Source organism: Marinobacter sp. W-8 (assembly GCF_044342215.1).
Lineage (GTDB): Bacteria > Pseudomonadota > Gammaproteobacteria > Pseudomonadales > Oleiphilaceae > Marinobacter > Marinobacter nauticus.
This window is the reverse complement of sequence record NZ_CP172297.1, coordinates 110,253-123,640: the sequence shown is the minus strand read 5'-3', so window position 1 is coordinate 123,640 and position 13,388 is coordinate 110,253. Positions and strand designations below refer to the sequence as shown.

14 protein-coding genes are annotated in these 13,388 nt (G+C 59.9%); 5 read left to right on the top strand and 9 right to left on the bottom strand.

Annotation, left to right across the window (positions count from 1 at the left end):
- Window positions 1–19 precede the first annotated feature (19 nt).
- The 6 genes from ACF8YQ_RS00515 to ACF8YQ_RS00490 all read right to left on the bottom strand — a co-directional run bounded on the left by ACF8YQ_RS00515 (window position 20) and on the right by ACF8YQ_RS00490 (window position 5,964).
- Window positions 20–772, bottom strand: a complete 753-nt coding sequence (locus ACF8YQ_RS00515; protein WP_396622279.1) for an SDR family oxidoreductase — start codon at window positions 770–772, stop codon at window positions 20–22.
- A gap of 24 nt (window positions 773–796) precedes the next feature.
- Window positions 797–1,846, bottom strand: a complete 1,050-nt coding sequence (locus ACF8YQ_RS00510; RefSeq protein ID WP_011783696.1) for a L,D-transpeptidase family protein — start codon at window positions 1,844–1,846, stop codon at window positions 797–799.
- Window positions 1,847–1,898: 52 nt separating this feature from the next.
- Complete coding sequence (locus ACF8YQ_RS00505) at window positions 1,899–2,468, bottom strand: TMEM165/GDT1 family protein (RefSeq protein WP_396622278.1); 570 nt, start codon at window positions 2,466–2,468, stop codon at window positions 1,899–1,901.
- Window positions 2,469–2,697: 229 nt separating this feature from the next.
- On the bottom strand, window positions 2,698–4,089 hold the full coding sequence (locus ACF8YQ_RS00500; RefSeq protein WP_396622277.1) for a DHA2 family efflux MFS transporter permease subunit: 1,392 nt from the start codon (window positions 4,087–4,089) through the stop codon (window positions 2,698–2,700).
- Between the two features lie 3 nt (window positions 4,090–4,092).
- Window positions 4,093–4,518, bottom strand: coding sequence for a MarR family transcriptional regulator (locus ACF8YQ_RS00495; protein WP_011783693.1), 426 nt, complete (start codon window positions 4,516–4,518; stop codon window positions 4,093–4,095).
- Window positions 4,519–4,680: 162 nt separating this feature from the next.
- Window positions 4,681–5,964: an MFS transporter gene (locus ACF8YQ_RS00490; protein ID WP_226596866.1), complete on the bottom strand. Its 1,284-nt coding sequence runs from the start codon at window positions 5,962–5,964 to the stop codon at window positions 4,681–4,683.
- Window positions 5,965–6,209: 245 nt separating this feature from the next.
- Here ACF8YQ_RS00490 and ACF8YQ_RS00485 point away from each other — a divergent pair, with 245 nt between their 5' ends.
- From ACF8YQ_RS00485 to ACF8YQ_RS00470, 4 genes are all read left to right on the top strand, one after another.
- Window positions 6,210–7,112 (top strand): helix-turn-helix transcriptional regulator, encoded by a 903-nt coding sequence (locus ACF8YQ_RS00485; RefSeq protein WP_396623334.1) that lies wholly within the window; start codon window positions 6,210–6,212, stop codon window positions 7,110–7,112.
- 9 nt (window positions 7,113–7,121) lie between these two features.
- A complete protein-coding gene (locus ACF8YQ_RS00480; protein WP_396622276.1) occupies window positions 7,122–8,882 on the top strand; it encodes an ExeM/NucH family extracellular endonuclease in 1,761 nt (586 codons plus the stop codon).
- Between the two features lie 129 nt (window positions 8,883–9,011).
- Window positions 9,012–9,866 carry an alpha/beta fold hydrolase gene (locus ACF8YQ_RS00475; protein WP_396623333.1) on the top strand — a complete coding sequence of 285 codons (855 nt, stop codon included), beginning with the start codon at window positions 9,012–9,014 and terminating at the stop codon, window positions 9,864–9,866.
- Window positions 9,867–9,993: 127 nt separating this feature from the next.
- Entirely contained in the window at window positions 9,994–11,037 is a 1,044-nt protein-coding gene (locus tag ACF8YQ_RS00470) for an AraC family transcriptional regulator (protein ID WP_396622275.1), read from the top strand.
- Window position 11,038: 1 nt separating this feature from the next.
- Here the strand turns inward: ACF8YQ_RS00470 and queE are convergent, their stop codons facing one another.
- Together queE and queC are read right to left on the bottom strand one after the other, a co-directional pair.
- On the bottom strand, window positions 11,039–11,695 hold the full coding sequence (gene queE, locus ACF8YQ_RS00465; RefSeq protein WP_396622274.1) for a 7-carboxy-7-deazaguanine synthase: 657 nt from the start codon (window positions 11,693–11,695) through the stop codon (window positions 11,039–11,041).
- Window positions 11,695–12,360 carry a 7-cyano-7-deazaguanine synthase QueC gene (gene queC / locus ACF8YQ_RS00460; RefSeq protein ID WP_396622273.1) on the bottom strand — a complete coding sequence of 222 codons (666 nt, stop codon included), beginning with the start codon at window positions 12,358–12,360 and terminating at the stop codon, window positions 11,695–11,697. Before queC ends, queE begins: the two co-directional genes overlap by 1 nt.
- 152 nt (window positions 12,361–12,512) lie before the next feature.
- Between queC and ACF8YQ_RS00455 the strand changes: the two genes are divergently transcribed.
- On the top strand, window positions 12,513–13,025 hold the full coding sequence (locus ACF8YQ_RS00455; protein WP_396622272.1) for a hypothetical protein: 513 nt from the start codon (window positions 12,513–12,515) through the stop codon (window positions 13,023–13,025).
- Here the strand turns inward: ACF8YQ_RS00455 and ACF8YQ_RS00450 are convergent.
- Window positions 12,994–13,230, bottom strand: coding sequence for a hypothetical protein (locus tag ACF8YQ_RS00450; protein ID WP_396622271.1), 237 nt, complete (start codon window positions 13,228–13,230; stop codon window positions 12,994–12,996). The two genes, ACF8YQ_RS00455 and ACF8YQ_RS00450, sit on opposite strands and share 32 nt — an antisense overlap.
- Between the last annotated feature and the right edge of the window lie 158 nt (window positions 13,231–13,388).

Below are 13,388 nucleotides of genomic sequence, written 5' to 3'. Positions count from 1 at the left end.
CAACCTCCCACGGGAGTGATCAGAACAGCTTCGCCAGAACCGACTCCGGTAACCGCCTGAGCACAAAACCGATCGGGGCCCAGGGCCAGGCAGGCACAAAATGCTCGGCTTTTCCGGCTTCTATGGCTTTCACCATAGCACGACAGCCGGTTTGTGCGTCGACGATGAACGGTGTGTTTTTTAACTTCTCATTGATTTCAGTACGAATATAGCCCGGATACAGGGTAGTCACACGGATCGGGGACCGGCGTTTTTTCAACTCGATGCGCAGTCCTTCACAGAGTGCTGCCAACCCGGCCTTGGTGGCGGCATAGGTGGTAACGTTGCCCGGCATACCGCGCACTGCCGTTACCGATGATACGGCCACCAGGTGGCCCCGGTTCTGTTCTCTGAAAATTTCCATCGCCGCTTCAATCTGGGCGAGGGCGGCGACAAAGTTGGTTTCTGCCGTCTGCCGGTTAGCGTCAAAGCGCCCGGTTCCGAGTGGCTGGCCCTTACCGATACCGGCATTCACGATAATCCGGTCCAGTGCTCCAAAATGAGCCTGAAAAGCCCGGAACACATCCTGCACCTGAGCATGATCATTCACGTCGAGTGCCATCACATGAATCCGGATACCCGGGTACTGCTGTTCAAGCTCCGCTTTCAGCACCTCGAGCCGCTCAGTTCTTCGGGCGCAGAGCGCCAGGTTATCTCCGCGGGCGGCAAACTCTCGGGCCACGCCCTCGCCAAGGCCAGAACTGGCGCCGGTGATCAGAATACTCCTGCTCATTGCGGTGTTCCTTTACCAAGGGGACTAGAAATACAGGGTCTGTTCCGGCTTGCCCTGTTTCTCGGATTCTGCGGGTTCAACCGAGTCCTCGGATGCCATCCGGGTCAGCTTCTCGCCGACCATGGTGGGCAGACCATCGGCCTGATCCACCGCCAGCTCAATGGAACGGCGGCGAAGATCCACATCCGGATGCTGCTGGCGGAAGCTCTCTACTTTTTCAAACACCTGAGCCCACAGGCGCTCCCGGTCGCGGGCCGAATAGTCCTCATGGGGCCGATGCACTTCCAGCCACACCTCACCACCGGACATGCCGATCTTGACCGGCTCACGAATCACCTGTACCGGCGTGCCTTTCTCCACCTGATAGACAAACCGTGAAATATCTTCGTTGTACATGCGGAAACAGCCGTGACTGACCGGCATACCGACACCGAACTGTTTGTTGGTGCCGTGAATGAGGTAGCCTTTCTCGCTCAGCATGAGGGCATGGGTACCCAGGGGATTGCCCGGGCCTGGCGGGATCATTTTCGGCAGATAGTCTCCCGACGCCTCATATTCGGCACGAATGCTCGCTGGCGGGTACCAGGCCGGGGACTCCAGTGGCATGGTTACTTTGGCATTGGTCAGCGGCGACGGGTTTTCCTCAGTGCCCACACCAACCGGGTACACCTGCACCCCGCCATCCGGTGTGAAGTAATACAGCCGGTATTCAGCCAGATTAATCACGATGCCCTCGCGCTCAACATCGGGCAACACATACATGCGGGGCAGGGTGATCATGGTGCCTTCGCCCGGCAGCCAGGGATCAATACCGGGATTGGCCTTCACCAACTCCAGGTACCCCAGGGCCAACTTGTTACCAATGCCGGCAAAGGTGTCCTCATAGACGGTATTGAACACCTGCAGTTCTCCGGCCAGGTCACCGTCGGGCTGAAAGGTAGGAACCCGCGGGGAGCGGTCCGGCGCCTGTTCTGATGCCTCCGGCCCGTTTGTGTCCCGGGCGGCCTGTACTGAGGAAAACGGCCACAGCAGACTGACACCAAAAACAACAAGCAACCAGCTTTTCCACCGCATAAGATTGGGTTCCCGTAACAACATTTCTCACTCTCAGTGACCGGCGTCCGGCTCAGGAGTTCATTACCGTGGCCCACACCGTCACCACGGCCAGGGCCACAAACAGAATACTTGCACTGATTCGCGCCATGGCCAGCGGCAGGCGTTCCATCAGCCAGCGACCCGCCATGATAACCGGCACATTGGCCAACAGCATACCCACTGTTGTACCCATGATAACCCAGAATGTCTCGGTATACCGTGCGGCCAGAACCACCGTAGCAATCTGGGTTTTGTCGCCAATTTCCGCCAGGAAGAACATGATGGTGGTGGCCATAAAGGCACCCATACCCAGGAATTTCGAGTCCTCCGAATCATCCTTGTCTGGAATCAACAGCCACAGGGCAATGGCGACAAAGCTGACCGCCAGGATCCAGGGCAGCCAGGCTTCCGGAATCCATTGCGCAACCCAGGCGCCCAGCCAGGCAGACAGGGCATGGTTGAGTACGGTAGCAATCAGAATCCCGAGGATGATAGGGGTACGCTTGGCGTATCTGGCAACCAGAAAGAGAGACAACAGCTGGGTTTTATCGCCAATTTCAGCGATGGCAACGGCAAGCGTCGAAGCGAGAAAAGCATCCATTCAGCAGAACCTCAGGGCGGAGACAATTCAGACATGAGACAGCCCACCTTCCGCCCATTGGAGGTGATCTGCCTCAGGTCTTGCCAATTCCTGTTCAGGAACACAGTGGCCATGCAGATTGAGCTGCAAGTATGTTGACCACCATCTGCCCGGATCACCGGTGCAGAGGCTACTCCCCCGAAGGTGCGGCCATAGTAATGAATAGCGGCAAACAAGGCAACTCCCGGCCTCAGGCCCGCATTTTCCAGATCGGCACCGCCGCCAGCGCCACGCATACCGCAACCAGCCACCAGGCCGAGGCAAAGGCCGAAACGGTTGGCAGCCCGCCTTCGTGTTCGCCGAACTCGATGGTGAGGGCAACGATATTCACCCCGAGCGCACCACCCAGCTGACGGGCGAAATTGATCGTACTGGAACCTGCACCCAGCTGTTCCGGCGCCAGCGGGTTCAGAGCTCCCGTCGACAGCGCCGGCAGCATAAAGCCAATGCCAATTCGCCCGACAACTGCCCACAGTGCCAGCCAGACAAACCCGACCAGCGCCCCGGTGGCGGCGAACAACACGGCCGAGCAGGCAAACATGGCAATACCAAACAGCACCAGCCCCCGGGCACTGCGTTTGTCGGCAAGCCTGCCAGCCACGGGGAACACCATCCCCAGCACAATACCTGCCGGTAACATCAGCACGCCCGCTTCCGTGGCTGAGAAGCCGAGGGAAGTCTGGACAAATAACGGGATCAGATAGGTAGAGCCGAAAAGCGCCAGACCCAGTGCCATGGCGCCCAGGGTTGCGTACAGAAACACCGGCTCTCGCAGCAAAGCCAACCGGATAAGCGGGTGGGCGGCACGACGTTCACGTACGATAAATCCAGTAATCAGAATCGCAGCCAACGCGCCCTGCCAGGCAATACGCACAGAGTCGCCGGGCCAGTCCTGCAGACGGTTAAGCGTCTCCAGGGTAACAGCAACTGCGGCCCCCAGCAGAACCATACCGGGCAGATCGAACGCATAGGGAGCAGGACGGGACCGTGGTGATGGCAGAAAGCGCAAGGCCATCCACACACCCAGCAGGGTGACCGGCGCCGGCGCAAACATCACCCAGCGCCAGTGGAACTGATCCACCAGAAAACCACCGAGGACCGGACCCAGAGCCGGCGCAAGAATCACACCCATACCATAGATGCCCATGGCGCGGCCGCGCTGGTCAGCCGGAAAAATCCGGAACACCAGATACATGCCCATGGGCTGCATCAACCCGGCCATGGCCCCTTGCCCAATCCGGGCGGCAATCAACAATTCCGGCGTGGGCGCGAAGCCACCGGCAAGGGAAATCAGCGTGAACATGGCCATGGCGGCACTGAGGGTCTTGCGGACACCGAAGCGGTCCAGCAGCCACGCCGAAGCCAGCATGGTGGTGGTCATGGCGGCAATGAAACCGGTCGCCAGCCAGTGAACCTGGCCCTGGCGGATACCGAACTCCACCATGATATCGTGCAGGGCAACGTTGACCACCGTGGCACTGAGCACCGTGGCCATGGTGCCGAGCACCACGGTAAGCACCGCCAGCCAGCGCCAGCGGTCACCATATCGGGCCCGCAGGCCCTCTACGGATTGATCAGCCAAGGCTCACTTCTGCTTCTCGGCGTTTTCCATGATCTTGTGGAAAACCTTGAGCGATGCCTCAATGTCTTTGTCGGAAATGCCGTCAAGCATCTCCTCGCGGAGCGTGGCCGCTCGCTCTGACAACTCATCCATGAACTCGACACCGGCCTTGGTCAGGTGAAGGCGACGGGCGCGACGATCGTTGGGGCATGGACGGCGCTCAATCAGCCCCTGTTGCTCCAGACTATCCAGCAAACGTACCAGAGTCGGGTTTTCAATGGCCATCAGGCTGGCCAGCTCGCGCTGGGTCAGGCCTTCACCACCTTGCTGCAGATACACCATGGTGCTCCAGCGAGCCTGGGTAACGCCCAGATCTTTAAGGCGTTCATCGAGCATTTTGCGCCAGCGGCGGGTTACCCGGGCAACGGCAAACGGAAACTGATCTCTCATGGTTCATTACTCCTGATGGTGATCCGGCATGGGACAAGCAAACGCCACCCCGAAAACCGACAAAAGACTTACCTTATTGGAAATTCACCAATAGTAAGCTAACCATTGAGATAAAAACAGATGTGAAGACAAAAATATAATTGGGGAAAACCGAAAGCTGCGTCAACCGGCCTGACGCAGCTCCTCCTGCATTTCTTCCACTTCCGGTGATTCGTGAAACTCGGTGTTCCGGGGATCCATCTCGGTCAGCACCGGTGAGGTTTCCGGCATGGCCGGAACGAAATGCTCCTGCTCGTCCACCGGAACATCCTCGGTGTGGCTGATGCGGTAGCTGGTAATCACCCCCAATACCAGCAGGAAACCGGCATTGCCATAGAACAGACCGGCCGGACCCAACAGGCTGATCAGCTTGGCCATGGCAATTGGGCCGATGACACTGCCAATACCATAGCTCAGCAGCAAGGTCGCGCTGGCGGAGACTATCCGGTTGCTGTCCATACGGTCGTTGGTGATCGCCACTGCGATTGGATAGATGGTGGCCGAAAGGCCGGTAAACAACCCCACCAACAAGGTCAACAACGCCAGATTGCTCGCACCGAACACCGCGACACCGCCCGCGGAAGCCGCGGCGGCCATCGCCACCCAGAACATGACCCTGCGCCGGTCAAAGCGGTCGCACAGCCGTCCCAGCGGCCAGGCCAGAAGCATGGCCGCCACAATCGCGCTGGCCATGAAGGTAGAGGTGCGCGCCACATCCAGGCCAACCAGCGTGGCGTATACCGGCCCAAGGGCATAAAAGCCACCGATCAGCACCCCACAGATCAGGGCCCCGGCAACGCCGGAAAAGGATTCTCGCGCCAGTTTGAACACCGACATACGGCTGGCCTGTTCGATAACCGGGGCTTCCATCCGGGTTAGCGACAGCGGAATCAAGGCCAGGGTCAACAACATGGCCGCCAGCGAAAACGGCAGGAAGTTGGCGGGGTCACCGACATTGACAATCAACTGGCCGCCGGCGGCCGAAAGATAGAAGACAATCTGATAGACCGCGAAGAGCGCGCCGCGATTGGCGTTGGTGGCCCGACTGGAAAACCAGCTCTCAATGACCACCAGCACCCCGGCAATGCTGAAGCCGGACAGCACCCGCAGTACTGCCCAGAACACCATGGAAACGGCCATCGGATACATCAAGGCAGTGACCGCCGCCATGGCTGCGAACACCGCAAAGGCCCGGATATGGCCAACCCGGCCGATAATCTTGTGCACATACAGGGTGCCAAGCACAAACCCGATGGAGTAACACACCAGCACCCAGCCGATCACATCTGGCGAAATCTCTTCAATACTCAGGCGAATGCCCAACAGAGTCATCAGAAAAGCGTTGCCACTGACCAGAAGGACAATACTGAGTATCAGCGCTGATAAAGACGCAACCATTCGGGTCATCGGGACTCTGCCTGCCGCAATTACAGTGGGTAACAAAAAGAAAAGATAGCAACATTATAGATTGTCTGCTGGCGAGCATTTAACCAACCTCTTCATGGCCGCGCCACTAGGGAGTTGCCGAGACCCGGAACCCGCACTGGCAGGCCATTTGACAATGTTTTACATTAATGGGTCGTAACAGACCCGATTGGCGGGAGCAGGTAACATATTTGCCATGCAATCTACTGGACCGTGAGCGCCTGGTTATGAAGAAAACGGACTGGCCCATTCGTTGGGATTTACTGCTTCGCTATCGCCTGATCGAGATTATCGCCCTGTGGGAGGGTCGACTGACCACCAACCATATCTGTCACAGCTTTGGTATCGGTCGACAGCAGGCTTCCAAGGACATCAACACCTATCTGCGTGAACTGGCTCCGGGCAACCTGGTCTACGACCGGCACCTGAAAGGCTATGTCCCGTCTGCCAATTTCAAGCCGGTGGTTACCCGGGGCGCCGTCTCCGAGTATCAGGATCTTCTGGCCCGCCAGCAGAACCTGAGCGATACCTTCTCCGATCTCGAGCTGGGCCTGCCCGGCAACGCCGTCATCCCCGAGGCAGCCCGCCATATAGACCCGGAAGTCATGCGGGCCGTGGTTACCGCCACCCGTTATCATCGCCAGCTGAAGGCGAGCTACGTGTCACTGAGTCGCCCGGAGGCCGCCGAAAGTGTGCTGGAACCCCACGCTCTGGTCTGTGCCGGCAACAACTGGCACATTCGGGCCTGGTGCAGCGCCAACCGGGAATTCCGGGATTTTGCCCTGAGCCGCTTCCACGGCCGTATTGAAGCCCTGCGCCAGAAAGCCAGGCATAACGCCCAGCAGGATGACGACTGGCAGCGGCAGGTGACACTGGAGATCACCCCGGACCAGCGCCTGACCGAAGCCCAGCAGAAGATCATCGCCCGCGACTACGGCATGACCAATGGCCTGCTGCACATCGAAACCCGAGCAGCCCTGGCACCCTATGTGCTGTCCCGACTGGGCATCACCTACGAAAACAGCCACCCAGACCCATTGGTTCAGCAGCTAGAACTGGCCAACCCGGACCAGCTCGGTTTTGGCAGCAAACGCGAACGGGCACTCAAGGCGGTGGCCGGTCTCTGCTAGACTGGCCCCGTGACCAGACCGCTCCAGACCTTTACTGCCCTTTTTTACCTGGGGCTCGTGTTATCGGCGACGCCACTCCAGGCGCATGCCGATAACCGCTGCGGAGCTTCCGCCACGCCCATCCATCAGGTACAGGGCACCGGTAACCAGTCCCCACTGATCGGCCAAACCGTTACCGTAGAAGGCATCCTTACCCTGGATGCCCGAAAACCTGGCGGCTTTTCCGGCTTCTATCTGCAGCAGGCCGATCACCAGACCGATGACAATCCAGCCACCTCCGAAGCACTGTTTGTCTATACCCGCAAAGCCGGTGGCACCGTAGGCCAGCGGGTGCGGGTTACCGGCACCGTCAAGGAGTATCACGGCCTGACCGAACTGGCTCCGGTACACAGCCTTTCGGTCTGCGGCCAGGCAACCCTGCCAGCGCCGATCAACGTATCGCTACCCTGGTCGCAACCACCGGAAAGCCTCGAAAACATGCGGGTGCGTTTCGCTGAGCCTCTGACCGTCATCGATAATTACAACCTGCCCCAATACGGCGAGCTGGCATTGGCGGCCAACGATCAGGTGATGGCCACGGAACAGCTTTCACCGGGCCCCGCCGCCCGCAGGCGTGAACAGCAAAACCTGGCGCAACGCGTCACCCTGGACGACGGCCTGGGCAAGCAAAACCCGACGCCGGTGCCCTGGCTCTCAGAACGCGATACCGTTCGGGCCGGCGATATCGTGCCAGAACTGGAGGGCGTACTGGATTACCGCTTTGGCCAGTGGCGGGTTCAACCGGGCGCTGTACCACGTTTCCAGGCCGGTAACCCCAGACCACAAGCGCCGACCAAATCAACGGACAGTATCCGGATCATGACACTGAACCTGCAGAACTACTTCAATGGCGACGGGCAGGGCAAGGGCTTTCCCACGCCACGGGGCGCATCATCGCTCGAGCAGTTTCAGACCCAGAACCGTAAACTCGCCCGAACCATCCAGGACGCGCACCCTGACATCCTTGCCGTGACCGAACTGGAAAATGACGGCTACGGCCCAGACAGTGCGGCGGCTGGCCTGGCCCGGACGCTCGGCGCTGATTGGGCAGTCGTACAGACGCCGGGCCGGGACGGCAACGATGCCATCCGCACTGCCTTGCTCTATCGGGAATCCCGGATCCGCCCCACTGGCCCGGCTTACAGGCCCGGACCAGGCGAACTTCCAGGCGCGTCCCGCCCGCCACTCGCCCAAGCATTCCGTGCCCGGGGAAGCGAGCTGACGTTCTGGGTGGTAGTACCACATCTGAAATCAAAATCCTGCCGGCATGCAGCGGCCCGAGAACAGGATCAGGGCGACGGGCAGGGCTGCTACAACCGGCAGCGGACCCTCGGCGCCAACGCTATCGTGATCTGGCTCCAGGCACTGGCCGGAGATCCCGAAACCACACCCGTACTGATCACTGGCGATCTCAACAGCTATGCCCGCGAGGCGCCGGTCGAACAGTTCCAGGAAGCCGGTTTCACCAGCCTGGTACACCAGTATCACCCTTGCCTGCCAATGCAGTGCGAGCACTATACCTACCGGTACCAGGGCCAGAAAGGTACCCTTGATTACGCGCTTGCCAGCCCTGCACTGATGCCTTGGGTTGAGCGGGCGCAAACCTGGAACATCAACGCTGATGAGCCCCGGGCGCTGAGCTACCATCAGACCCCGGATCAGTCGGGCCCGTGGCGATCGTCTGACCACAATCCCGTGCTGACCGATCTGAACCTCACCCCCACCCGCTGACTTGCTGCACCGCCTCCGGAGTCCGGCAGCCGGGCAATAGCGCACGGCCCGTGCCGCGTTAAACTGACAAGGCATTCACAGTAATGAGGTGTGCCCGTGGCATCGATCCCTGTACCCGATCTCTGGCCCATGGCCCGAACCGGACAACGCTGGCTGCTCAGAGCCAGACGCCGGGAAGCCGGTGTGGACGGTCATCGCATGGTTTTTCTGGAACGCGGCCGGCCCGGCCCCGGGCGTCCGACCCTGGTGCTTATCCATGGCTTTGCCTCCATGAAGGAGAACTGGGCGCTCTGGATGCAGAAGCTGCCTTCGGACTGGCATCTGCTGATTCCGGACCTGCCGGGGCTGGGCGAAAGCCAGTATCAGCCGGCGGCCAGCTATCGCTACGAACGCCAGGCAGAGCGTCTGAGGGACTGGCTGTCTGAATACCCGGGCGACAACCTGCATCTGGCTGGCAGCTCCATGGGCGGTGCCATTGCCGCGATCCTCGCCCATAAGCTGAACCAGCCACCCCGCTCGGTCACACTGCTCAATAGCGCCGGCATTCCGGAACACCCGGATGTGGATATCAACGCGCCCTTCAAGTCTGATCGCGATGCCATTCTTATTCCTGGCGACTGGGCCGGCGTTTACCGCATGTTCAACAGCGTCGGAGATGGCAAGCCCACGGTACCCGGACTGGCCATGACCGGCCTGCTGGGGCCTGACCTGCTCAAACGGCAAACGTCGCTGCGGCACATTTTCAACGATATGCTGGCCGATGCCCTGGCCCCCGCCCGATTTCTTGGCCCGGACACTCCACCACTGCAAGTGCAATGGGGTGATCGCGACGTGATCACACCAACCCGTTGCGTAGACTGGTTTCGTACCGCCACACCCAATGCTGAAGTCCATGTGTTCCCGGGTGTCGGCCATCTGCCCATGCTGGAGCGTCCGGGCCAGTCCGCCAAGGTGTTGCAGGAGTTTGTTCTGCGCCAGGCGTGATAAAGCAATTGGCCTCTCTGGCCCATTGACCCGTCAGCGAAGTCATGGGGCTCAACCGTGCAAAGCGCCATAATCGGTTCCAACGAGCTCCCTTGCATAACAACAACACACGCTGACGAGGAACATCATGCGCGCCTCTGTTTCCAATTCTCAGGATCTGGGCATGCCGGCCATCTACCTGCATACCCTGGCCGAGCTGCTTCATACCATTGGTGTTGATGAACGGGACCTGGTTCTGAGAGTCGGTTTGGACCCCACCCGGCTCAACTCCACCGAACTTCGGGTCAGCCAGGCCCAGGCCAGCGAGTTTGTGACCCGGGCCATTATTGAAAGTGGTGAACCAGGCCTTGGCATTCTGCTGGCAAGGGAACTCAAGCTGCCCCTGCATGGTGCACTGGGTACCGCGGTCATGAGCAGCCGCACGCTGGCCGAGGCTCTGGAGCTGATGACCCGTTATCTCACCTTGCGGGCACCGCATCTGAAGGTAGAGAAGCGAGTCGCAGGCAGCAATGTCTGGTACGCGGTCAAATGCGATATCGAGCTGGGCCCGTTGCAGGGATTCGTTCTGGATGCCGTGCTGTTCGGCTGCGTTTCCATGGGGGCACAACTCACTGGCAGCCCGGTGCCCGGGACACAGGTTTTGCGCCGGGGCCCGGAACCCAATCACTTTCACCGGTTCCGACGCTCCATCGGGGTGCCGGTGGACTACGGCGCCAGTGAAGATGCCCTGGTGATTCCTGCCAGCCAGCTCAATCTGCCTGTGCAGTTCAGCAACGACCAGCTGGCGGTCAGTTCACGGGAACAATGCGAGACGGCATTGAAGCAGTTAAGGGAAGATGCCGGCTTTGCCTGCCGGGTTCGACGGGTGATCGAAACCAGTCACCCGTTTCCGCCAAAACTGGCCCGGGTGGCCTCCACCCTGTATGTTTCAGAGCGCACCCTCAAACGCCGGCTGCAGGAAGAAGAAGCCAGCTTCCAGGCCCTTGTGGACCAGGTCCGCCTGGAGCGCGCGCGGGATCTGCTGGCCAGCACCACCATGAATCTGAGCCAGATTGCCGACAGCCTGGGCTATGCCGACGCCGCCAATTTTACCCGGGCGTTCAAACGCTGGACGGGGCTGAGCCCCAGCCACTTTCGCAACCGGGAACTGCAGACCGCGGAAACCGTCTGACTCAGTCGATGCCCAGAATCTTGTGCATCTGCAGGGTTAACCGCCATTGCGGATGCGCCAGGCAGTAGTCCGTGGCTTTGCGGGTATTGCTTTGCTTGATGGCATCCGGCCCACCTTCCGGCACAGACGGCGAGGCCATGGGTGACAGGAAGTAGTGCCTGGCCCGAATGTGCAGGAATCGCTCCGGTGGCGCCAGCGGTTGCGGATAGACCAGCTTCAGTTCATCACACTCGGCAATCACTACCTCGGCATCGGCTTTCGGACTGACACACAGCCAGTCGATACCTTCGGGCGCAGGCAGTGTGCCGTTGGTTTCCACCCCAACCTCAAACCCGGCCCGGTGAAAGGCCTTGATCAAAGGCTCATCCAGTTGCAGCAGAGGCTCGCCACCGGTACAGACCACGTAGGGCCGGCCAGGGGCATCCGGCCAAAGAGAACGGATATGGGCCGCCAGGGCGTCCGGGGTGTCGAAACGGCCGCCATTCTGGCCATCAGTACCGACAAAATCCGTGTCGCAGAAATTGCACACCGCATTCGCCCGGTCTTTCTCACGCCCCGTCCAGAGATTGCATTTGCTGAACCGGCAGAACACCGCCGCGCGTCCAGCCTGGGCGCCCTCACCCTGGAGAGTGTAAAAGGCTTCCTTGACGCGGTACATCAGGCAAGACGCTCGTAGGTCAGTGGATCGGTGACGCCGTTGGCGGCAAAGGCCTCCAGCCGTTCCACGCAGGACCCGCAACGCCCGCAGGCCTTGTCGCGGCCGTTGTAACAGGTCCAGGTCTGACTGTAATCCAGGCCCAGTTTGAGCCCTTCCGCCAGGATCTGGCCCTTGTCCATGGCCATGAACGGCGCTTCGATGCCCACGGGTTCATAGTTAGCCACCCGACACACGGCATCCATTTTCTCGACAAACTCCGGCCGGCAATCCGGGTAAATGGCGTGGTCCCCGCCATGGGCGCCATACCAGACCGCGCCCGCCCCGGCGGTCACCGCATACCCGGTGGCCAACGACAACAGGATCATGTTGCGGTTGGGCACCACGGTGGCTTTCATGGTGTCTTCCTCGTAGTGGCCTTCAGGCACCTCGATATCCGACGTCAGGGACGAGCCGGACATCACCTCACTCATGGCGCGGATATCAATCACCTTGTGGGGAATACCTTCAGCCCGGCAAACCGCGGCGGCCACGTCCAGCTCCCGTACATGGCGCTGGCCATAGTTGAAGGACAGGGCATGCACCTTGAGCCCCCGGGCGCGGGCCAGGTGTAACAGCGTGAAAGAATCCATACCACCGGAATAGATAACGACAACGGAGTCAGTCATGAGGGGTCAGCACCAGTTTTTCAGAAGGGTGTGTCATCGGGCTTTTACAAAGCGTGGCTATATTGTAACAGTGACAAACCGAGTTGGGTTCGCGTCCTGGCAAGATCAGGGGTAAACTCGAAAGAAAACGACAAAGCACCAGCACCGATTCAATGAGCTCAGACTTCAGCCCGGCCTTTATTGACTTTGAGGCGTCCAGCCTCGACCTGATCGCCAGCTACCCGATTGAGGTAGGCCTCTGCATGCCCGATGGGGCACTGCACAGCTGGCTGATTCAGCCCCATGTGCTCTGGCAGGACTGGTCTGAAAGCGCGGAAACCATTCACGGCATTTCACGGCAACGGCTGTTGCAGGAAGGCATGGCGGTTAGCGAGGTGGCCCGGCAATTGAACCAGCTGTTGCCGGAGCAGGTATTCTGTGACGCCTGGACCTTCGACAGTTTCTGGCTACACCGGCTGTTTCGGGCCGCCGGCGAGGTTCCGGCGTTTCAGCTGGAGTCCATTTCCATGCTGCTCGACCCGGGCCAGGTGCGCCACTGGTCAGGCATCCGCCAGCAGGTGATTGCCGAACTCGGGCTGCCCGTGCACCGGGCAGCCAACGATGCGCTCATCCTGCACAAAACCTGGGAACGGGTTATTTGCCGGGGCGAAGCCGCAGTGCAATAACTTCCAGGCCATCACGGATGGTATGGAGCGTCCAGTAAGTCGCCAGTGCCATCAGCGCGGCGCCAGCAACCGTAAAAGACAGGTTCTCACCCACCACTTGTCCCTGCGCCATCACCAGATAAACGGCAACCGCCACAATCAGGGCAATCTCGACAATAAAATCAGAACGGAACTTGTTACGGGCAGGTCCGGGTTCTTCGGGCATTTTCTTCGGTTTCAACCTCTGGATATCAATTGGATAACTGGATGTATTCAGTGGTCGAATTATCGCCAAAGCCGCCCTAAATGGCTGTACGAAGTAGTGGCTACGAACTTTCCGAGATGGCAAAAAAAAACGCAGCCCATCGGGCTGCGTAGAAAGGA

Excerpts from the sequence above, each read along its gene's own strand:
- ACF8YQ_RS00515 (WP_396622279.1), bottom strand. The coding sequence starts at position 772 with ATGAGCAGGAGTATTCTGATCACCGGCGCCAGTTCTGGCCTTGGCGAG.
- ACF8YQ_RS00510 (WP_011783696.1), bottom strand. The coding sequence starts at position 1,846 with ATGCGGTGGAAAAGCTGGTTGCTTGTTGTTTTTGGTGTCAGTCTGCTG.
- ACF8YQ_RS00505 (WP_396622278.1), bottom strand. The coding sequence starts at position 2,468 with ATGGATGCTTTTCTCGCTTCGACGCTTGCCGTTGCCATCGCTGAAATT.
- ACF8YQ_RS00495 (WP_011783693.1), bottom strand. The coding sequence starts at position 4,518 with ATGAGAGATCAGTTTCCGTTTGCCGTTGCCCGGGTAACCCGCCGCTGG.
- ACF8YQ_RS00490 (WP_226596866.1), bottom strand. The coding sequence starts at position 5,964 with ATGACCCGAATGGTTGCGTCTTTATCAGCGCTGATACTCAGTATTGTC.
- ACF8YQ_RS00485 (WP_396623334.1), top strand. The coding sequence starts at position 6,210 with ATGAAGAAAACGGACTGGCCCATTCGTTGGGATTTACTGCTTCGCTAT.
- ACF8YQ_RS00475 (WP_396623333.1), top strand. The coding sequence starts at position 9,012 with ATGGCCCGAACCGGACAACGCTGGCTGCTCAGAGCCAGACGCCGGGAA.
- ACF8YQ_RS00470 (WP_396622275.1), top strand. The coding sequence starts at position 9,994 with ATGCGCGCCTCTGTTTCCAATTCTCAGGATCTGGGCATGCCGGCCATC.
- queE (WP_396622274.1), bottom strand. The coding sequence starts at position 11,695 with ATGTACCGCGTCAAGGAAGCCTTTTACACTCTCCAGGGTGAGGGCGCC.
- queC (WP_396622273.1), bottom strand. The coding sequence starts at position 12,360 with ATGACTGACTCCGTTGTCGTTATCTATTCCGGTGGTATGGATTCTTTC.
- ACF8YQ_RS00455 (WP_396622272.1), top strand. The coding sequence starts at position 12,513 with ATGAGCTCAGACTTCAGCCCGGCCTTTATTGACTTTGAGGCGTCCAGC.
- ACF8YQ_RS00450 (WP_396622271.1), bottom strand. The coding sequence starts at position 13,230 with ATGCCCGAAGAACCCGGACCTGCCCGTAACAAGTTCCGTTCTGATTTT.